The sequence below is a fragment of the Pseudoclavibacter sp. JSM 162008 genome, from assembly GCF_041366455.1.
Classification (GTDB): domain Bacteria; phylum Actinomycetota; class Actinomycetes; order Actinomycetales; family Microbacteriaceae; genus Pseudoclavibacter.
This window is the reverse complement of sequence record NZ_JBEWYX010000010.1, coordinates 20,965-40,712: the sequence shown is the minus strand read 5'-3', so window position 1 is coordinate 40,712 and position 19,748 is coordinate 20,965. Positions and strand designations below refer to the sequence as shown.

The 19,748-nt window shown below is 69.7% G+C and carries 14 protein-coding genes; 7 read left to right on the top strand and 7 right to left on the bottom strand.

Translation table 11 applies throughout. The features are described from left to right. Positions 1-14: 14 nt before the first annotated feature. On the bottom strand, positions 15-1,070 hold the full coding sequence (locus ABVF28_RS10015; protein WP_371030358.1) for an endonuclease/exonuclease/phosphatase family protein: 1,056 nt from the start codon (positions 1,068-1,070) through the stop codon (positions 15-17). Between the two features lie 86 nt (positions 1,071-1,156). On the opposite strand from ABVF28_RS10015, the gene ABVF28_RS10010 reads away from it, so the two are divergent. Beyond that, positions 1,157-2,032 carry a PHP domain-containing protein gene (locus ABVF28_RS10010; protein WP_104312288.1) on the top strand — a complete coding sequence of 292 codons (876 nt, stop codon included), beginning with the start codon at positions 1,157-1,159 and terminating at the stop codon, positions 2,030-2,032. A 127-nt stretch (positions 2,033-2,159) separates the two neighbouring features. Here the strand turns inward: ABVF28_RS10010 and ABVF28_RS10005 are convergent, their stop codons facing one another. After that, positions 2,160-3,650: a DEAD/DEAH box helicase gene (locus ABVF28_RS10005; protein ID WP_371030357.1), complete on the bottom strand. Its 1,491-nt coding sequence runs from the start codon at positions 3,648-3,650 to the stop codon at positions 2,160-2,162. Between the two features lie 199 nt (positions 3,651-3,849). Between ABVF28_RS10005 and ABVF28_RS10000 the strand changes: the two genes are divergently transcribed. Beyond that, complete coding sequence (locus ABVF28_RS10000) at positions 3,850-4,581, top strand: ferritin-like fold-containing protein (RefSeq protein WP_371030356.1); 732 nt, start codon at positions 3,850-3,852, stop codon at positions 4,579-4,581. A 122-nt stretch (positions 4,582-4,703) separates the two neighbouring features. Here ABVF28_RS10000 and ABVF28_RS09995 read toward each other — a convergent pair whose 3' ends face one another. Further along, positions 4,704-5,033, bottom strand: coding sequence for a hypothetical protein (locus tag ABVF28_RS09995; RefSeq protein WP_146080809.1), 330 nt, complete (start codon positions 5,031-5,033; stop codon positions 4,704-4,706). A gap of 10 nt (positions 5,034-5,043) precedes the next feature. Then, the gene (locus ABVF28_RS09990; RefSeq protein WP_104253871.1) at positions 5,044-5,268 is read right to left on the bottom strand and encodes a DUF3107 domain-containing protein; all 225 of its coding nucleotides are present in this window, start codon (positions 5,266-5,268) and stop codon (positions 5,044-5,046) included. Positions 5,269-5,434: 166 nt separating this feature from the next. On the opposite strand from ABVF28_RS09990, the gene ABVF28_RS09985 reads away from it, so the two are divergent. Further along, the gene (locus ABVF28_RS09985) at positions 5,435-8,806 is read left to right on the top strand and encodes a PD-(D/E)XK nuclease family protein (RefSeq protein WP_371030355.1); all 3,372 of its coding nucleotides are present in this window, start codon (positions 5,435-5,437) and stop codon (positions 8,804-8,806) included. Beyond that, positions 8,803-12,099: an ATP-dependent helicase gene (locus ABVF28_RS09980; RefSeq protein WP_371030354.1), complete on the top strand. Its 3,297-nt coding sequence runs from the start codon at positions 8,803-8,805 to the stop codon at positions 12,097-12,099. Before ABVF28_RS09985 ends, ABVF28_RS09980 begins: the two co-directional genes overlap by 4 nt. Here ABVF28_RS09980 and ABVF28_RS09975 read toward each other — a convergent pair. Beyond that, entirely contained in the window at positions 12,074-13,264 is a 1,191-nt protein-coding gene (locus ABVF28_RS09975) for a phosphotransferase (protein ID WP_371030353.1), read from the bottom strand. The genes ABVF28_RS09980 and ABVF28_RS09975 overlap by 26 nt on opposite strands. Positions 13,265-13,358: 94 nt before the next feature. On the opposite strand from ABVF28_RS09975, the gene nudC reads away from it, so the two are divergent. Together nudC and ABVF28_RS09965 are read left to right on the top strand one after the other, a co-directional pair. Further along, positions 13,359-14,297, top strand: a complete 939-nt coding sequence (gene nudC, locus ABVF28_RS09970) for an NAD(+) diphosphatase (protein ID WP_371030352.1) — start codon at positions 13,359-13,361, stop codon at positions 14,295-14,297. After that, entirely contained in the window at positions 14,281-16,053 is a 1,773-nt protein-coding gene (locus ABVF28_RS09965) for an ATP-dependent helicase (protein WP_371030351.1), read from the top strand. The genes nudC and ABVF28_RS09965 overlap by 17 nt, the downstream gene beginning before the upstream one ends. Positions 16,054-16,360: 307 nt before the next feature. On the opposite strand, the gene ABVF28_RS09960 is transcribed toward ABVF28_RS09965, so the two are convergent. Next, positions 16,361-16,825: a hypothetical protein gene (locus ABVF28_RS09960; RefSeq protein ID WP_371030350.1), complete on the bottom strand. Its 465-nt coding sequence runs from the start codon at positions 16,823-16,825 to the stop codon at positions 16,361-16,363. A gap of 95 nt (positions 16,826-16,920) precedes the next feature. Beyond that, positions 16,921-18,288, bottom strand: a complete 1,368-nt coding sequence (locus tag ABVF28_RS09955) for a zinc-dependent metalloprotease (protein WP_179556488.1) — start codon at positions 18,286-18,288, stop codon at positions 16,921-16,923. 130 nt (positions 18,289-18,418) lie between these two features. On the opposite strand from ABVF28_RS09955, the gene ABVF28_RS09950 reads away from it, so the two are divergent. Next, positions 18,419-19,636, top strand: a complete 1,218-nt coding sequence (locus tag ABVF28_RS09950) for a PDZ domain-containing protein (protein WP_371030349.1) — start codon at positions 18,419-18,421, stop codon at positions 19,634-19,636. Positions 19,637-19,748: the final 112 nt, after the last annotated feature.

Below are 19,748 nucleotides of genomic sequence, written 5' to 3'. Positions count from 1 at the left end.
GATGAGAAGGCGCGTCAGCTCAGCGACGACGGGGAAAGCTGCGCGAACACCGGCCGGTGGTCGCTGCCGGCGTCGTCGCGGGAGACCACCACCTCGAAGCCCGTGACGCTCCACTCCGGCGTCGCCATGACACGGTCGATGTTGGCACCGAGCAGCGGAGGCACTCCCGCGGTCCAGGTGCCCACGGCGCCGTTGCCCGTCGCCAGCGCCGCATCCTCGCACGAGCCGAGCTGGCTGGAGCCACTCTCTCCAAGACCCGAGAGGTGGTCGAGCGTCGAGTTGAAGTCGCCGGCGACGATCGTGTTGCTCGTGCACTGCGCCGCGAGCCATTCCAGGTCGGCCTTCCACGCCTCCATGTTGCCCGGCGTCGGCGAGACGGGGTGCGCGGCGATGATCGTGGGGCCGCTGCCGTCGACCGGGACCGCGATGACCGTCGGAAGCGTGCTCGTATCACCGCGGTCGGTGACGACCTCGTAGTCGCCGAGGTCCGGAGAGATGAGGAGCGTCGTCGACGTGGCCTTGTAGTCCTCATCGATGGTCTGGGTGTGCACCCACATGGGTGAGCCGGCCTCGGACATCTGCGCGGCGATCTCCACGCCCAGCTCCTCGGTCGTCTCCGGGAGCACGACGACATCCGCACCGACTTCCACGGCGAGCTCGGCGATCGAGGGGGAGCCGGGAGCGTCGCCGCGCGTGTTCCAGCTCAGGATGTTGATGGACCCCGGCGCGTCGCTCGCGGCGAGGGGAGCACCGAGGCCCCGGTCGAAGAGCACAGCGACCGTCGACGCGACGAACAGCGCGATGACCAGAGCGGTCATCCCGAGGACCGCGCGCGCCTTCCGAGAGGCGAGGACCGGAATGAGCAGGAGCAGGAGGATCGCCGTCGCCCCGATGGCCACGGGCAGCCGGAACGAGATCGCCTGGGCCACCAGCGGCGCGCGCTGCAGGTCGAGCAGCTGCGGCCAGCCGAGGACGATCGCCGCGGCGAGCGCGACCAGCCCGAGGAGGATCCCCGCTGCACGGTGGCCGGCGAGAGAGGAACGTCTGGGGTGTGAAGAGCTGCGCGGCATGACCGCCTCAGCGTAGCCCCAGAGCCGAAGAGAGCCTGGGAGGCGCGTGGCGTTCACTTCCGGACCCCCTGTGATTTGATCGAAGCATGACCCCCTCCGACAAGCCAGGCATCGATCTCCACACCCACTCGGTGGTCTCAGACGGGACCGAGTCGCCTGGTGACGTCGTGCGGCAGGCGGCGAGGGCGGGCCTCGATGTCATCGCCCTCACCGACCACGACACGACGGCGGGCTGGGCGGACGCCAGCGTCGCGGCGCGGGAGACAGGCATGACGCTCATCCCCGGCATCGAGTTCTCCTCCCAGCTGAACCACGCGAGCATTCACGTGCTGGGCTACCTCATCGACCCCGCGAACGAGGTCATGCTGGCGGAGATGCAGCAGGTGCGAGAGTCCAGAGTCTCGCGTGCCGAGCGGATGGTGCAGATGATCGGCGGCGACCACGACCTGGACTGGAACGACGTGCTCGCCGTCACGGAGCCCGGCGCGACGGTCGGCCGTCCGCACATCGCCGATGCGCTGGTGTCCAAGGGCATCGTCGAGAGCCGTGTCGCCGCGTTCGAGACCATCCTGCACTGGCGAGGCGGCTATTACGTCGCGCACTACGCTCCCAGCCCGTTCGACGCCGTCAGGCTCATCCGGAGGGCCGGTGGGGTGCCCGTGCTCGCGCATCCGGGATCGAGGGGAAGGCGGGGAATGGCAGCCGACGTCCTCGAGCAGCTGGTGCAGGCCGGCCTCGGCGGGCTCGAGGTGGGGCACAGGGAGAACGATGCGGAGAGCCGGCGCCTCCTGCTGGACATCGCGGCAGAGCACGACCTCATCGTCACGGGGTCGAGCGACTACCACGGTGCGGGAAAGCCGAACCGACTCGGCGAGAACACGACGGCGCCCGAGCAGCTGGAGCGGATCCTGGAGCAGGCGACGGGCAGCGGTCCAGTGATCGGCGGAGCGACCCCGCTCTGACCAGCCTGAGATCGGCGACGGGCGGCGGCGTCGCGGGGGACGCGAACGGCGCCGAGCTGGTGCTCGGCGCCGTCTGCATTCGTGCAGCGATCATCTCGGCTCGCCGCGGATGCTCGCTGGGCAGCGACTACTCGCTGGGCTGCGACTCCTGGCGAGGGGCGCCTGACTCGCTGCCGGCTCCACCGCCGCGACGGCGACGACGTCGCCGAGCCGGGCGTTCTGCCCCGGCCTCGGCGGCAGGCTGCTCTCCGGACGCGGCCTGCGCTGCGGGCGCCTGGCCTTCCGGAGCGGCGCTCGAGTCGTCGCTGCGGCGACGCGAGCGTGAACGTGCGGGCCGCTCCGACGAGCCTCGCGTCGAAGAGCCGCCGCGTTCGCTGCGTTCGTTGCGCTCACTCGAGCTGTGGCGGCTGCCGGGCGACTGCACCTCCCGCTTCGGTGCGGCGATGCGCCCCTTCGTGCCTTCTGGGATGCGCATGTCGGCGTAGAAGTGCGGGGAGGAGGAGTACGTCTCGACGGGCTCCTCCGCTCCGAGCTCGAGCGCCTTCGAGATGAGCGCCCACTTGTGCAGGTCGTCCCAGTCGATGAAGGTCACGGCGATGCCCGTGTTGCCGGCGCGACCCGTGCGGCCCACACGGTGCAGGTAGGCCTTCTCGTCCTCCGGGATCGTGTGGTTGATGACGTGCGACACGTCGTCGACGTCGATGCCGCGCGCCGCGACGTCGGTCGCGATGAGCACGTCCTTCTTGCCGGCCTTGAACGCCGCCATGGCACGCTCGCGCTGCTCCTGGTTGAGGTCGCCGTGGACGGCGGCGGCTTTGAAGCCACGGTCGGTGAGCTCCTCCATCAGCTTTGCCGCTGCGCGCTTGGTGCGCGTGAAGATGACGGTCTTCCCGCGGCCCTCGGCCTGCAGGATGCGGGCGATCATCTCGTCCTTGTCGAGCGGGTGGGCGCGGTAGATGACGTGCTCGATGTTCGCCTGCGTGATGCCCTCATCCGGGTCGGTCGCGCGGATGTGGATCGGCTTCGTCATGAAGCGGCGGGCGAGGGCGACGATCGGCCCGGGCATCGTCGCGGAGAAGAGCATGGTGTGGCGCGTCGCCGGCGTCTGCGCGAAGAGGCGCTCGATGTCGGAGAGGAAGCCGAGGTCGAGCATCTTGTCGGCCTCGTCGAGCACCATCTCGCGCACGTTGGAGAGGTTGAGCATGCGCTGCTGCGCGAGGTCGAGGAGACGGCCCGGGGTGCCGACCACGATCTGGGCGCCGGCCTTGAGCTGCTCGATCTGGCCCTCGTACGCCTTGCCGCCGTAGATCGGGACGACGGTCGTGGTGCGACCGGAGACGGCGATCTCGAGGTCTTCGTAGACCTGGACCGCGAGCTCGCGCGTGGGCACGACGACCAGCGCCTGCACGCCATGGGCGGGGTCGAGGCCGAGGCGCTGGATGAGGGGGAGGCCGAAGCCGAAGGTCTTGCCAGTACCGGTCTTGGCCTGGCCGATGATGTCCTGCCCGCTCAGCGCGAGAGGAATCGTCTGCTCCTGGATGGGGAACGGCTCGGTGATGCCGTGTCCCTCGAGGGCCGAGACGATGTCGGCATCGATGGAAAGGTCGGAGAACTTCACGAGTGAAACGCCCTGTCTGCAGTTGTGGGATGCGCCCGGGAAGTCGAAGGGCGCCGAACGGCCGCGGTCGCGGCATCGCCACAGTCTAGCGAATAGCTGCTTTCTGGTCCTCCGGACATGGGCGGGAACCGAGATCGCCTGACGCGGACCGGCCAGGAGCTGCACCAGGACGGACTCGTCTGGCACATAGGATGTGCGTGTGAAGCCAGTATTCGGAAGGCGCAGCGGAGACCGATCCACGGACGACGCAGCCCCGGCATCCGCGCCGAAGCCAGCAACGTCGCTGGGAGACCTGCTGGTTCCCGTCGACGTGCTTGTCGCGCGCGCCGCGTACCTCGAGCTGCTGCTGTTCCAGGAGCTGTCGGCCATCGTCAACGAAGCGCCCGCGCTCGCCAACAAGCAGCACATCGGAGCGGCCGCCAACGCCGCGCTCGAGCGGCACAGGACCCTGCTCGGCGGTGCAGAGGCCGCGGCGGAGCAGACGTCCATCGCACGCATCGGCGAGGCTGCCGAGCACTTCTCCGGCTACCCGGAACGAGTGCTCGGGCACGACTGGGCGCAGCGTCTGCTGAGCTGCCACCTCGCGTCCGGCTTCTTCCGCGACTTCTTCGGGGAGGTTGCCGAGCAGGGCGGCGAGCAGTACCGGGCGGCGCTTGCGGCCGTCTTCCTCACCGACGAGGAGCGGGATCAGCTGCTGCCGGTGATCGAGGCGGCCATCCACTACGAAGACGGCCTCGGCGACCGACTCGCGATGTGGGGACGCCGCATCGTCGGCGACACCGTGCTCGCGATCAGGCTCGCCCTCGACGTGCCGCTGGGAGCGAGTGGAGATGCCCTCATCCCCGACGGGGAAGCGCAGCTCGAGAAGCTCGCGTCGGTGCTGTACGCCGGTCATTCCCGGCGGATGAACACACTTGGGCTCGCTGCCTGACGGACCTGCACGACCCTGCCCCTGTAATGGGGCCAAGGTGAAGGCCCCCGGCCCGGACACTCCAGTCGGAGTGTCGGGACACGGGGGCCTGATCGTCTGCGGCGAGCGGGAGACCGACTCGCCTACGACGTGGTCGTCTGCGCGCGGCCGAGGTGGCTGAGACGGTGCAGCAGGTCGTCGTCATCGTGCTGGCGGCGAGCGCTCAGCGACCAGCCGACGGCGATGGTCACGACCGCGGCGACAACGAGGGTGATGACCCAGATCCAGCCTCCGTCATAGGCGAGCCATGGCGCTGGGCCCTGGAGCCAGGTGAGCGCCTGCCAGGCCACGAGCGCGACGATGCCGCCCAGCGCGGGAAGGAGCACCGTGCCCCGCGTGGCCCGATGGGGTGCCGCGAATTGCACAGCCACACCGAGCAGGATTCCCGCAAGGCCCGCGAACATGAGTTCCATGGTGGTGCGGCTAGGCGATGAAGCCGACGCGGCGAGCCTGGTCGCCGGAGAGCTCCACGTAGAGGATGTTCTCTGTCGCGACGAGGTAGGAGCGCGACTTCGAGTCGTGCAGCTTCACGATGGCTGCTTCCTTCGCGACTGCCTCTTCGATGATGCGCTCGAAGTCGTCCTTGGTGAGATCGGTCTCGAACGAGAGCTCTCGTGGGGCGTGCTTGATGCCGATGCGAACTTCCACTTGGCGCCTTTCGGATGCGAACGGGTGTCTGGCAAGGCTACCGGCAGGCCGCCGGGCTCGCGCGCATTCGCCTCGTCTTTCGCCGTGGGCGCAACGCGTGCTGGCCACGTCGGACTGCGGCCATGGCTGCGCGTCGAATGTCGGTGCCCCGGGATACCGTGACTGCATGACTTCCGGACCAGTGCTCGATGCAGTGCTCCTCGACGCCACGCAGATGGCCGTTCTCGAGGCTGACGAGACGTCGCATCTCAGTGTTGTGGGTGCCCCGGGCTCGGGGAAGACGACGACGCTCATCGAGATGCTCGCGCGGCGCGTCCTCGTGGACGGCCTGCGCACCACCGAGGTGCTTGCGCTGACCCCCGACCGACGCAGTGCTGCACGCCTCCGCGAGAGCATCGCCGAGCGACTCGCGGTCAGCACCCCTGGTGCCATGGCGCGCACGCCGGAGTCGCTCGCCTTCGAGATCGTGCGTGCCGATCGCGCGAGGCGCGGCCTGCAGGCCCCGCAGCTGCTCACGGGCGCCGACGAGGACACGATCCTGGCCGAGCTCATCCAGAGCGACCTCGAGGCGCGCGCCGCGGCCGTCCCGGAGGGGCTGCACGCGGCGCCCGTCGAATGGGCACCGCCCGTGACCCCGGAGACGATCGGGCTGCGTGGCTTCAGGGCCGAGCTGCGCGACCTCCTGGCCGCCATGTCGGAGTACGACGTGACACCGGAGCGACTCGCAGAGCTCGCCCATCTCAGGCCCGTGTGGTCGGGTGCTGCGGCGGTCGCACGACAGTTCCGCGAGAGCATCGAGCAGGCGAAGCCGAACGCGTTCGACACGCCTGGCATCGTGCTCGAAGCGGCCAGTCTCGTGCACTCTGCGGCCAGCCTCGACGCCTTCGCCGAGCTCAAGCTCCTCCTGGTCGACGACGTCCAGGAGTTCACCGAGTCGGGGCGAAGGCTCCTCGCGGCCTTCGCCCTGCGAGGCGTGCGCATCGTCTCGTTCGGCGACCCCGACATCACGACGGGTGGCTTCCGCGGTTCGAGACCGGAACTGGCGGCAGACTGGCGCGGAGAGACGCGCGGCGCGCTCGAGGCGCCGATTCGCCTCGTCCTCGGCACCGTGCATCGAGGGGGTGCGGAGCTCAGAGCGTTCGTGCGGCGCGTCACGGAGGGCATCGGCGTGCAGCGAGAATCCGGACACCGAGGGGCGGATGCGGCTCGGGCCGGTGCCCCAGCGCCGGCCGCCCGAACGCCGGCCGCCCCACCGACGGTGGCTCGCTTCTCCGCCACGTCGGCGGCGGCCGAGTGCCGTGGGATCGCCGACTACCTCCGTGAACTGCACCTCCTTCACGACGTGCCCTGGGATGACATGGCGGTCATCACGCGCCGCGGTGGCAGCATCGAGTCGCTGCGCCGCCAGCTCGCGAAGCTGGAAGTGCCGACGAGTTCCTCGCAGGCCCTTCCCGCGGCGAGAGACAAGGCGGTGCAGGCGGTGGTTCGTCTTGCGGCCATCGCGAGCGGGGCTGATGAGCTCACCCCGGAAGCCATCGAGGAGCTCGCCGCCTCACCGGTCTTCGCGATCGATCCCGTGCAGCTGCGGCGAGTCCGGCGTGCCCTGCGGCTCGACGAGATCGCGGCGGGGGGAAACCGCGCCGCCGACGAGCTGCTCGTCGAGGCCGTCTCCCGCGTTGCCGGCCTCCGCCTCCTGACCGACCCGGACGCGCCCGTCTCGGCGACATTCGAGCGCCTGCTGGCGACAGGCGGCTCCGCAAGCGGGCGCAGTGCGACGCGGGCCCTCCAGCAGCTGGGTTCGGTGATCCGTGCCGTCGCAGCCGAGATCGAAGCCGCGAGTGTCCAGCAGCGCAGCATCGCGGCCGACGAGGTCCTGTTCGCCGTGTGGGAGCGTCTCGGCCTCGCGAGACCGTGGCGCGAGGCAGCGCTGGGTTCGGGGCCGCGAGCGGAGCAGATCGGTGCCCACCTCGACGCCCTGGTCACGCTCTTCGACGTCGGCAAGCGCTTCGTGGAGCGGCAGCCGGACGCGGGCATCCACGACTTCATCCTGCAGTGGACCGGGAGCGAGGTCACCGCCGACTCCCTGGCGAGTCGCACGCACGGCGGCACGGTCACCGTCACGACTCCGGCCGCCGTGCTCGGTCGCGAGTTCCGAGTCGTCGTGGTCGCCGGGCTCTCAGACGGCGTCTGGCCGAACCTGCGTCTCCGCGATTCGCTGCTCGGGGCAGGTCAGCTCGCTGAGCTCGAACGAGGCATCGACACCACTCGCGATCTCGTGGACCGACGACTCGAAGTCCTGCACGACGAGCGACGCATGTTCGCCCAGGCCGTCTCCAGGTCCTCGGAATGGCTGCTGCTGACTGCAGAGGAAAGCGAGGACAGCGCGCCGTCGCCGTTCTTCCTGCTGTCCTCGACCTCGTGGAACGACTCGGTCGCGGGGCCGGGGCAGGCAGCGCTCGGGTCCCTGACCCTGCGTGGCGTCGTCGGCGAGCTGCGTCGTGCCGCGATCGTCGACGGGGTCGAGACCTCCGGCGCGGCAGGTCTCGCGAAGCTCTCGGCGGAGGGCGTGCCCGGCGCGGACCCGGCCGACTGGTACGGACTCCTGCCGCCCACCACCGGCAGGCCGCTGCACGACCCGTCCGACCCCGACGCGAGCATCCCGGTCTCGCCGTCCAGCATCGAGAGCTTCGAGGACTGCGGCGTGAACTGGTTCGTGAGTTCGCACGGAGGCGGGAGCACGAGCGAGAGCATGAACGTCGGCAACATCGTGCACGCGGCCGCCGAGTTCGACTTCCCCAGCTTGGAGGCTCGAACGGCCTTCGCGCAGGCGCGCCTGCGCTCGAGTGACTTCGACGCACCCTGGCAGGAGAAAGCCGTTCGAGCGAAGGTCGACGAGCTCGTACGCAACCTCTCCGCCTACCTGCACCGCGTCAGTCTCAGCGGCGGCGCGCTGCTCGGGGCCGAGCGTGGATTCAGCATCGAGGTGCGCGTCGAGGGCGACGCCAGCGCCCAGGTCGTGCTGCGCGGCAAGATCGACCGCATCGAGAGCACCGCTGCCGGTTCCGTCGACGTCGTCGACTTCAAGACCGGCAAGTCGATGCCGTCCAACGACTCCATGACAAGGAACGCGCAGCTTGCCGCCTACCAGCTCGCCCTCTCGACGGGAGCGGTGAGCGACCCCGTCGATCGTCCGCCCCAGTCCGTCGAGCTTCCCCCGCGAAGCGACCAGGGAGGGGAGATCCCCGCCGCAGAGGTGCACGAGGCGAAGCTCGTCTTCCTCGCGAAGCCGACCTCGAAACTCGAGTGGAGCGAGCGCACCCAGCAGCCGTTCGACGAAGCGGCAACCGCGGAGTTCTTCGACCGCGTCCGCACCGTCGCCCTCGGCATGGTCGGAATCCCTGAGCCCTCCCGTGAGACGGGAGGCAGCGACCACGTCGCCGACGCCCACTATCTTGCCCACCTCGAGTCGCACTGCCTCGGCTCGTTCGGTGGCGGACGAGCGTGCGCACTGCACGCCGCACCGGAGGTCACCGAATGACGCACACCTGGCCCGCAGCAGCCGTCACGCACGGCGACATCGCGCTGGCACTCGCCGACAACGACCCGTCGCGAATGCTCGAACCGACCCCGGAGCAGCGTCTCGTCATCGAAGCGCCCCCCGCGCCGAGTCTCGTGATGGCCGGAGCTGGCAGCGGCAAGACCCAGACCATGGTGCAGCGCATCGTCTGGCTCGTGGCCGCTCAGGGCGTGCATCCCACCGAGATCCTCGGTCTGACCTTCACCAGGAAGGCAGCGGGGGAACTCCGAGAACGCGTGCAGCTGGCCCTCGCCCGGCTTCGCAGCGAAGGGCTGGTCGGGGGTGACGAGTTCGCTTCCCCCGAGGTGTCGACCTACAACTCGTTCGCGAACCGCGTGTTCTCGGAGAACGCCCTCCTCATCGGACAAGAGCCGGACGCCCGAATCGTCGACGAGATGACCGCATTCGCGCTCATGCGCAGCGTCGTGCTCGCGAGCGACGACGAACGCCTCAGCTCGCTCGACCTGCAGCTCGCGGCCATCACGGCCCTCGCGCTCAACGTCGCGAGGGCGATGAGAGACAACCAGCTCTCCGCCGACGCGTGCGACGCGTTCGTCGCCGAGTTCCGGCGGGTCGGTCAGCTGCCGGGCCGAGGCAAGGCGAACACGCCGAGCAAGCCGGTGACCGACGCCGTCGCCATCCTGGAAGAGCTGCCGATCTTCGTCGCGCTCGCCGAGCGCTACCAGTTCGAGAAGCGCAAGCGCGGTCTCATCGAGTTCTCCGACCAGGTGACGTTCGCGGCGGAGATCTGCGCGGGCACACCCGCCGTCGTCGCGGAGCTGCGAAGCAGGCACCGGTTCGTCATCCTCGACGAATACCAGGACACGAGCGTCGGCCAGACTCGCCTCCTCGGAACGATCTTCGGCGATCACCCGGTCCTCGCTGTCGGCGACCCGAAGCAGTCCATCTACGGGTGGCGAGGCGCGAGCCCCGGCAACATGCGTCGATTCCACCGCGACTTCAGAACGCGCATCGCACCGCCAGGGGAAGAGCCCACCTTCCAGCTGTCGATCTCCTGGCGAAACGACGCGCGCATCCTCGACGCGGCGAACCAGGTCGCCTCCAGGCTCCCTGAGGCCAATGACCCCGGCGTCACCCAGCTCGGCCCGCGGCCGGGTGCGGCCGCGGGCACGGTCTCGCTGGCGTTCCCCGAGACTCTCGATGATGAGGCGGATGCCGTCGCCACGTGGATGCGGGACCGCATCGTCGGCAGCGGCGGTGGCGAGACGAAGCCTCCCTCGGGAGCCGTGCTGCTCCGCGCCCGCAAGCTCCTGCCGCTCTTCTCAGCGGCACTGACCCGTGCCGGTGTGCCCAACAGGGTCATCGGCTTGGGCGGGCTCCTCTCCTCGCCGGAAGTCGTCGACCTCCGCTGCGCCATGCGCGTCGCCCACGATTCCACCGCGGGCAACGAGCTCATCCGGCTGCTCGTCGGCGCGAAGTACCGGTTCGGACTCGCCGACGTGAAGGTCATCCACGACATCTCGCGGCGCCTCGCCAACCGGGACGTCACCATGGCTGCCCTCGCGGACGACGTCCGTGCGAGCCGACGAGAACTCGCAAGCGGCGACGACGAGGTGCCGTTGCAGGAGGCGCTCGACTTCCTCGCCACCCGCATCCGGGGCGCGGCCAGGCGTGACGAGCCGGACGCCTGGCTGACCGAACTCAGCGACGAGGCGCTCCGCCGCATCCCGAAGGTGAACGACCTGATCTCCGAGCTCCGACGAAACTCGGGACTCCCGATCACCAGCTTCGTCGACACCACCATCTCGATCATGGGTCTCGACCTCGAAGTGACCGCGAACCCCAGCAACATCGCCAGAGTGGGCAACCTCGACGCGTTCGTCGAAGCGGCCGCGTCATTCGCGTCCGCCGAGCCGGATGCCGACCTGGGCGCGTTCCTCGACTGGGTCGAGATCGCCGCGGGGGACGACACGCTCGCCCCCGTCCAGGAGCAGGCCGAGCCAGGGGTCGTGCAGCTGCTCAGCATCCACGGTTCCAAAGGACTCGAGTGGGACTTCGTCGCCGTGCCGCGGAGCGTCGAGGGGGAGATGCCCAGCTCATCACGCGAGGGCCTCGGCTGGATCCGGCGCGGTGCCATCCCGTACGAGCTCCTGCTCGACGCCCACGACCGGCCGGCGCTGCCCTGGCGGGAGGCGGAGTCGCAGAAGGAGCTCGCCGACCTCATGGTCGAGCTCAAGGAGCGCATCAGGGAGCGCAACGACGACGAGGAACGGCGACTCGCCTACGTCGCCTACACGCGTGCGCGCCACGAGCTGCTCATCACGGGTTCCTACTGGAGCGCCATCCACAAGGCGCCACGGAAGGTCTCGACCTTCGTCAGCGAGCTCGCCGACGCGGGCATCATCGAGACCCCGCCGGAGAACACGCTCGAGGATGCGCCGGAATCACTCGCCGCAGACAGCGTGGCGTGGCCGCATCAGCCGTTCACCGAGGCCCGCCGCCGGCGGGTGGACGAGCTCGCAGCGGCCGTCGCCAGTGCTCAGCGCGGCGCGACGATCCCGGACGCAGCGCTCGATCGACGCATCGACCTCCTCCTCCGGGAACGCGCCGACCGCAGCACGGTGACGCGCATCCAGCTCCCGTCACGTTTCGCGGCCTCGAAGTTCAAGGACCTCGTCACCGATCCCGCCGAGATCGCGGCGCAGTTGCGACGCCCGATGCCGCAGAAGCCGTTCAGACAGACCCGGATCGGGACGATGTTCCACGCCTGGGTGGAGGCTCACTACGCCGCGCCCAACGTCGGCGGAGACCTCCTCGGCATGGCCGAGATCTTCGGCACGGAAGACGCGGCACTTGGCAGCCTCGCGGACGCGTCAGGCGCCGACTTCGCCGAACTCGAACGCCTGCAGGACGCGTTCCTCGAGACGCCGTGGCCGCACAGGACCCCGATTCTCGTGGAGCAGACCATCGAGTTCCGCCTCGGCGACCGCACCGTGGTCTGCAAGATCGACGCCGTCTTCGAGCACGACGGCCGAATCGAGGTCGTCGACTGGAAGACCGGTCGCGTGCCGAGCGGTGAGAGCGCCCGATGGGAGCGTCAGCTGCAGCTCGCGCTCTACACGCTCGCCTACTCGGAGCACACCGGTATCGCGCCCGAGCTCATCGACGCCGTGCTCGTCTACGTCCGCGAAGGCGAGGAGATCCGAGTCCCGGAGATCACAGGGCGCCGAGAGCTCGAACGTCTGCTCGCAGAGGCGGAAGCTGCGCTCAGCGCCGCGAGTCCGTCTGCATGAAGTCGTTCGGGGGAGTGTCGTCGTCGAGGTCGTCCTCGGCTGCGTGATCGACGTCGACCTCCGGGCTGTCGTCAGGATGCACGCCGGCAGGGGCCCCAGAGTCGGCGCCGTGCAGCAGTCCGGTCAGCACGGCGCTCCCCGTGTCCTGCGTGGCAGGCTGGTGCGCCGGGCGGCGACCAGCGGCCTCCTTCAAGAGCTCCTGCACCTCGGCGATATCGAGCACAGGAAGCGTCTCGTGGACCAGCGGCTGAGCGGGCGCACGGTGGATGCGGTCGACCAGAGAGTCGAGCATCCCCTCCGCATCCGAGATGATGTCCGCGTCGCCGGCATCCACGCCGTGGAGCAGCCAGCGGGCGAGCTCGAGCTCTGCGTAGAGCAGTGCGCGCTGTCGAAGCTGCCGATCCACGGTCCCGGGGGCCTCGTCCGTGTACTCATCGAGAATCCCGCGAGCGATAGCGCCATCGAGGGACGAGATCCAGTGGAGGTCTCGAGCAGGATCGCCGACGCGCAGGTCGCTCCAACCGAGAACACCGCGCACCTGATTGCCGTCGGTGATGATCGACGAGAGCCCGAGCGCCCCATGGATGACCGTCGGCTGGAACTGCCAGAGCGAATCGTCGTCGACGGCCGCCGACCACCGCCGGTCCAGCGTCACCGGAAGACGGCCGGTCTCCTTCGCTCGGGCGATCGTCTGCGCGGCGGCCTGCCTCGCTTCAGTCGCGGTGAGCGTCGGCATGCCCGCGGCCTCGACGGGCCCCTTCGGAAGAGAGTGGATGGCGGCGATGGCACGACCGAGGCTCACGAGGAAGAGCGTGCCGGGCTCGAGCGTCTCCTGGTCGGCGGGGATCCCGCGCAGATACGTGTACACGGCGACCCGCTCGCGCTGACCGGCCAGGCTGCCGAGCGCCTCGGACACCTGGAACGGGAGTCGGCTGCGCATCCCGGGTGTCAACACGGCCAGCGCGCGCACGTCGGCCAGCTGCTCCTGCGCCGCGGCGGACGACGTCGGGCGCCGAGCGATGATCGTCTCGCCGTCCTTGAGCGTCAGCAGGGCGGCGTCGAAGTCGCCGTGCGCCCCATACGTGTGCTCGAGGGCCGCAGCCACATCGAGGTCGGGGACAGCGGCCACGGCAAGTGCCGCGAGTTCCAGCGAGAGCTCAGCCATGGGTCCAGGTTAGGAGGCAGGGTCCAGGCTGAGCGAGTGCCACGCCCGCACGGCGTCGAGGCGACCTAGGATGAGTCCGCCTATGAATCACTTCATGTCTCGTCTTCCCCTCGCCCAGCAGCAGACCGATCGCGACCACGAGCGTCGGAGCCAGCCCGGTCTCGTTCAGGCGCTCTTCGCCGATGACGCCACCCGCGTGCTCGTCCTGAGCGGAGGCAAGGCGCTCATGCGCTCCGACGGCGACGGGCCGAAGCTCGAGCTGCTGGTCGCGACGAGCGAACGCGCGTCGATCCTGGCACCCGTCATCGGCGAGGCCATCTACCTCGGTCGCACGCTCGCCGACGACGACGGGCTGCCTCAGGGCACCTCCGTCGTGTCCGTCAGCGTCGGCGAGCATCTCGCGGCCGCCCTCGAGCCGGATGCGCGCCTCTGGGCGGGGCTCATGGAGACCGCCGCGCACCTGGGCGCTGTGCACTGCGGGCTGTTCACGGAGGCGCTCGCCATCACGAACTGGCACGACACCCACGGGTTCTCGCCGCGCACCGGCTCCGCGACCAGCTCGGGCCTCGCCGGCTGGGTGCGCCAGGCGGAGGGCGAGTCGCACGTCAGCTTCCCTCGCACGGACGCGGCTATCATCGCGGCCGTCCTCGACCGGGATGATCGCATCCTCCTCGGCGCGAATGTGCGGTGGAACCCGCGACGCTTCTCGCTCCTGGCGGGCTTCGTCGAGCCGGGAGAGTCGTTCGAAGCCGCCGTCGCACGCGAAATCTACGAGGAGGCCAGGGCCCACGTCGTCGAACCGAGGTACCTGGGTTCGCAGCCGTGGCCATTCCCCGCGAGCATCATGGTCGGCTTCACCGCCAAGCTCCACCCGGACCAGGACCCCGCGAGCGTCGAACCTGACAACGACGAGATCGTCGAGCTCGGCTGGTTCACTCGAGACGAGGTGCGCGCCATCGAGGATCGGCTCCCCGGCCCCACCTCGATCGCCCGCGCGATCATCGATGCGTGGCTCAGTGGTCACCTCGACTGAATCGGAGACACCGGCGCAGGCCTCGACGGCAGACGTCAGCCTCCTCGCCTCCCTCAACGACGCGCAGCGTGAGGCCGCGCTGGCCCTGGTCGGACCGGTCTGCATCCTCGCCGGCGCCGGGACGGGCAAGACCCGCACCATCACGCACCGCATCGCCTACGGCATCCGCGCCGGCGTGTACGACCCGTCCCGAGTGCTCGCCCTGACCTTCACCTCGAAGGCGGCGGGCGAGTTGCGCGGACGCCTCCGCGATCTCGGAGCCTCCGGTGTTGCCGCTCGAACGTTCCACGCCGCCGCGCTGAGTCAGCTCGGCTTCTTCTGGCCGCACACCGTCGGCGGGCCCGCGCCGGCGATCGTGAAGGGCAAGGGGAGACTCATCGCCGAGGCCGCCGAGCGCATCCGCCTGCGCCTCGACCCGGCGGGGGTGCGGGACATGGCGACGGAGATCGAATGGCGCAAGGTGCGCGAGCTCTCGCTCGAGGAGTACGCGATCCAGCTGCGAACGACGCGATCGCTGCCGAAGGGCGTCGGCGACGACGCGGCTCTCGCTCTGCTGCAGGCGTACGAGGACATCAAGGACGAGCGTCGTCAGATGGACTTCGAGGACGTCCTCCTGGCCACCGTCGGCATGCTCGAGCTCGAACCGTGGGTGACCCAGCGTGTCCGCGAGCAGTACCGGTTCTTCGTCGTGGACGAATACCAGGACGTCTCGCCGCTGCAGCAGCGACTGCTGCAGCTGTGGCTCGGGGAGCGACGCGAGCTGTGCGTCGTCGGCGATGCGGCGCAGACGATCTACTCGTTCGCCGGGGCGTCCAGCTCCTTCCTGACGGGGTTCCCCGAGCGCTATCCGGACGCGCGGGTCGTGCGTCTCGAGGACAACTACCGCTCGACATCCGCGATCATCGGCGTCGCCAACGAGGTCGCCCGTCACGTGCCCTACGCGCTCACGCTCGAGCCGGCCGCCGAGACACCGAGGCGTGAGCCGCTGCCAGAGGTGCTGCAGTTCCACGATGACGATGATGAGGCGCGCGGGGTCGTGCACCGCATCGGCGAGGATCTCCGCGGCGGCATCCCGATCGAGAGCATCGCCGTGCTCTACCGAACGAACGTGCAGGCCGCCGCCGTGGAACGGGCCCTGCAGGACGCGGGGATCGCCTACTCGGCCATCGGGCAGCGCCGGTTCTTCGAGCAGCCGGAGGTGCGCCAGGCGCTCAGCGCACTGCGTGCCGCCGTCATGCAGGAGACCGAGGGGCCCCTGTTCCAGGCGGTCAGCGACGTACTCCGCGACCTCGGGTGGACACACGAGCCGCCCGCCGACTCCGGCGCGCTCCGCGACCGTTGGAACTCGTGGGACGCGCTTCTGCGGCTGGCCGATGCGCAGCCGCACGGCACGAAGCTCGCTGAGTTCTCGGCCGAGCTGCAGCAGCGGGCCAAGATGCAGTACGAACCGGAGCTGCGAGCCGTGACGCTCTCGAGCATCCACGCGGCGAAGGGGCTCGAGTGGGACAGCGTCACCATCATCGGGGCGAGCGAGGGCCTGCTGCCCATCTGGTACGCCGAGTCGCAGGCGGAGCTCGACGAGGAACGGCGCCTGCTGTACGTGGCCGTCACGCGCGCACGGAAGCGGCTCCGCCTGACGCATGCGCAGTTCGGGGGGAGACGCGACGGGGAGCGCCCCGCGTCTCGCTTCCTGGCAGAGCTCGGCACCCGCATTCGCCGTGGAACGAACGGTGCGTTCGGTGGACCTCGCCGCTGACGGCGTCGAGCTTCCAGGACTCGGGACCGCAATCTGCTGACGCGGGTCCCTCGGCGAGCCAGGAGGCCACCGATCTCGTCACGAGGCTGCGCACGATCTCTCGAGTGGATCGCGGCAGCGGGACCCGGTCGGTGACAGCGAGCTGCGTGGCGATGGCCGCCCAGGCCCGGTCGGCGTCGAGTCGGTGCAGATCGTCGCAGCGCACGCAGGGCGTGCGGCCGGGAACGACGAACGGCCCTACGGTCGCCCCGAGGTCCTCCGCGATGACGACGAGGTGAGGGACATCGTCGGCCATCAGCGGCGCGTATCACCGCGGCGGCAGGACGTAGTCGGCGCAGTCGACGACCACCCCGATCTCGGCGGGTCTCGGAGGCCGATAGTCGGCTCCGGCACGCCTCACGGTGCATCCGAGCGCCGCGATGTGCTCGGAGAGGTCGTCGCCCGCGACGGTGCCGCGCACCAGGACGACCGGTGGTCGCCGCGGTACGCCCCTCGCGGGTCTCGTCGCCCGTCTGCGCGGCGAAACCGGCGCCACCTCGAGCAGCGGGCTGACGGCGTCCAGCAGGTCGCGCACTTCGGCGCTGGTCAGCCCGAGTCGGGAGCCACGCTCCTGGAACTGCTCGAGCGTGCCCTGCTGACGCAGCGATTCGAGGAAGCGCTCGGCTCCCGTGCTCGGCACGTCGATGATCGCGTGAGCGGCAACCCCGCCGAGCTGGAGAACCGTGGGGGAGCGCCACACGATCGGCACACCGGGAGGCAGTCGCAGGTCCATGCGGAGATCATGCTGGAACTCGCGGTCCCGCGCAGGAGTTCTCCACAGGCAGGCGGGGGCGCGGCCGGAGGGTCGAGCCCGCCGGCCGCATCCCGCTAGCCGGTGGGCTTGTCGCCGCCCTCGGGCGCATCTCCGAACGCCGTCGGGTCGTCGAGGAACTTCGCGAGCGCCTCGTCGTACTCGTCCGCCGGAAGCTCGCCGAAGCCGAGCCTCGTCACGAGCGCCTCCGGGTGGTCGATGTCCTCACTGGTGGGAAGGGCGTCGAAGTGCGCCCAGAGCTCGTCGCGAACCTGAGCGCCGTGGGCTTCGGACACGGCCCTCCACATGGCTGCCGCTTCGCGGAGGCGACGGGGACGCAGCTCCAACCCGACGAGCGACGCGAACGCGCGCTCCGCCGGTCCACCAACGGCTCGCCGACGGCGGACCGTCTCGGCCAGCGCAACGGACTTCGGGAGCCGCGCGGTCGCGTCCTCCGTCACGACGTCGACCCAGCCCTCGATGAGCGCGAGCATCGTCTCGAGTCGCGCCAGCGCCGCCTCCTGCTGCTCGGTGCGAGGCGGGATGAACGCGCCTTCGGAGAGCGCGGCCCTGATGCCATCCGGGTCGCTCGGGTCGAGGGTCTGCGCGAGCTCCTCCATGCGGGACACGTCGATGCTCACCCCTCTGGCGAACTCGGTGATCGACGAGATGAGATGCAGGCGGAGCCATTTGGCGTGCTGGAAGAGACGCGCGTGGGCGGTCTCGCGCACCGCGAGGTACAACTCGACCTGCTCGCGGTCGACGTCGAGGCCCTCGGCGAAGTCGTCGATGTTCTGCGGCAGCAGCGAGGGCCTGCTGTGGTCGAGGACCGGCACGCCGATGTCGCCTCCGGCGACGACCTCCTCCGCGAGGTTCCCCACGACCTGGCCGAGCTGCACCGCGAACATGGCACCGCCGATGCCGCGCATCATCGAGGAGGACTGGCCGAGCAGCTGCGCCATCTCTGGTGGTGTCTGCTCGGTGAGCACGTTCATGAGCGCATCCGCGATGCTCGTGGCGACCGGCTCGGACAGCGACGTCCAGAACTGGATCGAGCCCGTGATCCACTCGAGTCTGGTCAGCGTCGCGGGGGATTCGTTGAGCTCGCCGAGTTCGGTCGCCTCGCTCAGCCACAGCTGCGCGACGCGGAACGCCTGGTCGAAGCGGGCGGCCTCTTCCGAGCTGATCTCGCGGTTTTTCGGTTGCGCGACCCGGCGCGCCTGGTCTCGTGCGACCTGCCAGTCGAGCCCGTTTCCCGGGTTCGCCACTGCCGCCTGCAGCTGCGACAGCAGTGCCTGCACCGCGGCAGGGTCGTTCGGGAGCCCCGCGACCCCAGCCAGCTTCGCAGGGTCGAAGCCGCCCTGGCCGCTCAGCAGCTCACGAAGCAGCTTGCGCAGCTCGTCCTCGGATCCGTCGTCGGGAATCGGTCCCTGTGCATCACTCATTCCGCACCTCCCAGCGCTTGGATCTACGCTAGCTCGTGGCCCCTCGAAGGAAGGGTCGCCGTGACTGCGTATGCGCCGAGTGCCTTGCGCCACGGGCGAACAATGGCCGCAGGACATCGAAACGAGCGCAGTGACCTTCTTCTCAGAGCCCTCACCAGAGGGTGAAGCGCGTGTGCGCGAGCAGTCCGAGGCGTTCGCCAGAGCGCACGAGGCGAACCGCCGTCGAAGCGAAGAGGGGACCCGCCGGGCGCGCATCGGTCTCGTCTTCCTGTCGATCGGCATGCTGCTGCTCGTCGCGCTCGGGTTCAGCCCGGCCCCGTACGTCGTGCGCTCGCCCGGTCCCGTCTTCGATGCGCTCGGCACCGTGCAGGCGTCGCAGGAGGACCCCACGCAGGTCGAGGTCATCACGATCGGCGGAGCGGACACGTTCGAGCCTTCTGACGGGCAGCTGGATGTCATGACCGTCAACGTGGGCGGAAGGCCGGAGAACCTGCCCAACTGGTTCGAGGTGTTCCTCGCCCTCGTCACGCCCTCCAACGACGTGCTTCCCGTGGAGGCGTACTACGCAGATGCCGAGACCGGCGAGCAGCGCGACGCGCAGAACGCTGCGCTGATGCAGGGCTCGGAAGCGGATGCGATCGCTGCCGCGCTCCTCAATGAGGGGTACGACGTCGGAACGGCACTCGCGATCGTCTCGGTGGGCGAGGACGGGGCAGCGGCAGGGATGCTCGAGCCGGGTGACCTCGTCACCTCGGTGAGCGGCATCCCGGTCGACTCGACCGAGGGCCTCCCGGCGGCGGTCGCCGAGGCCTCAGGCGGCAATCTGGACGACCTGCAGCCGGTGGACGTCGCTGTCGACCGGGGCGGCGAGTCCAAGACCTTCTCGATCACGCCACGCGCGGGTGTCGTCGAGGGGGAGGAGCGAGCCCTGCTGGGCGTCACCGTCTCCACGCAGCACGACTTCCCCATCGATGTGAGCATCGAGCTCGGCAACGTCGGGGGGCCGAGCGCGGGGCTCATCTTCGCGCTGGCCGTGTCGGACAAGCTCGTCGACGGCGACCTCACCCAGGGGCTTCACGTCGCCGGCACCGGCACGATGTCCCCGGACGGCACCGTCGGCAGCATCGGCGGCATCACGCAGAAGCTGTACGCGGCCGTCGAGGTCGGGGCGGACCTCTTCCTCGCCCCGGCCGACAATTGTCAGGACGTCATCGACGGCGGTATCCCGGGTGGGATCCCCGTGTACGCGGTCTCGTCGCTCACCGAGGCTGAGCAGGTCATCCAGACCGTCGGCGAAGGCGACGAGACGACCTCGCTGCGCACTTGCGAGTCGGTGCTCGGCTCCTGAGGCGGCGGTGTCTCAGTTTTGCCAGGCACTTGCCAGATAAACTCTCCTAGTTCCCCTTTCTCGGAAAACAAACGGCCCTTCCAGGCAATGACAGGTACGACGTGACAAGCAC

Excerpts from the sequence above, each read along its gene's own strand:
- ABVF28_RS10015 (WP_371030358.1), bottom strand. The coding sequence starts at position 1,070 with ATGCCGCGCAGCTCTTCACACCCCAGACGTTCCTCTCTCGCCGGCCAC.
- ABVF28_RS10010 (WP_104312288.1), top strand. The coding sequence starts at position 1,157 with ATGACCCCCTCCGACAAGCCAGGCATCGATCTCCACACCCACTCGGTG.
- ABVF28_RS09995 (WP_146080809.1), bottom strand. The coding sequence starts at position 5,033 with ATGGAACTCATGTTCGCGGGCCTTGCGGGAATCCTGCTCGGTGTGGCT.
- ABVF28_RS09985 (WP_371030355.1), top strand. The coding sequence starts at position 5,435 with ATGACTTCCGGACCAGTGCTCGATGCAGTGCTCCTCGACGCCACGCAG.
- ABVF28_RS09980 (WP_371030354.1), top strand. The coding sequence starts at position 8,803 with ATGACGCACACCTGGCCCGCAGCAGCCGTCACGCACGGCGACATCGCG.
- ABVF28_RS09975 (WP_371030353.1), bottom strand. The coding sequence starts at position 13,264 with ATGGCTGAGCTCTCGCTGGAACTCGCGGCACTTGCCGTGGCCGCTGTC.
- nudC (WP_371030352.1), top strand. The coding sequence starts at position 13,359 with ATGTCTCGTCTTCCCCTCGCCCAGCAGCAGACCGATCGCGACCACGAG.
- ABVF28_RS09960 (WP_371030350.1), bottom strand. The coding sequence starts at position 16,825 with ATGGACCTGCGACTGCCTCCCGGTGTGCCGATCGTGTGGCGCTCCCCC.
- ABVF28_RS09955 (WP_179556488.1), bottom strand. The coding sequence starts at position 18,288 with ATGAGTGATGCACAGGGACCGATTCCCGACGACGGATCCGAGGACGAG.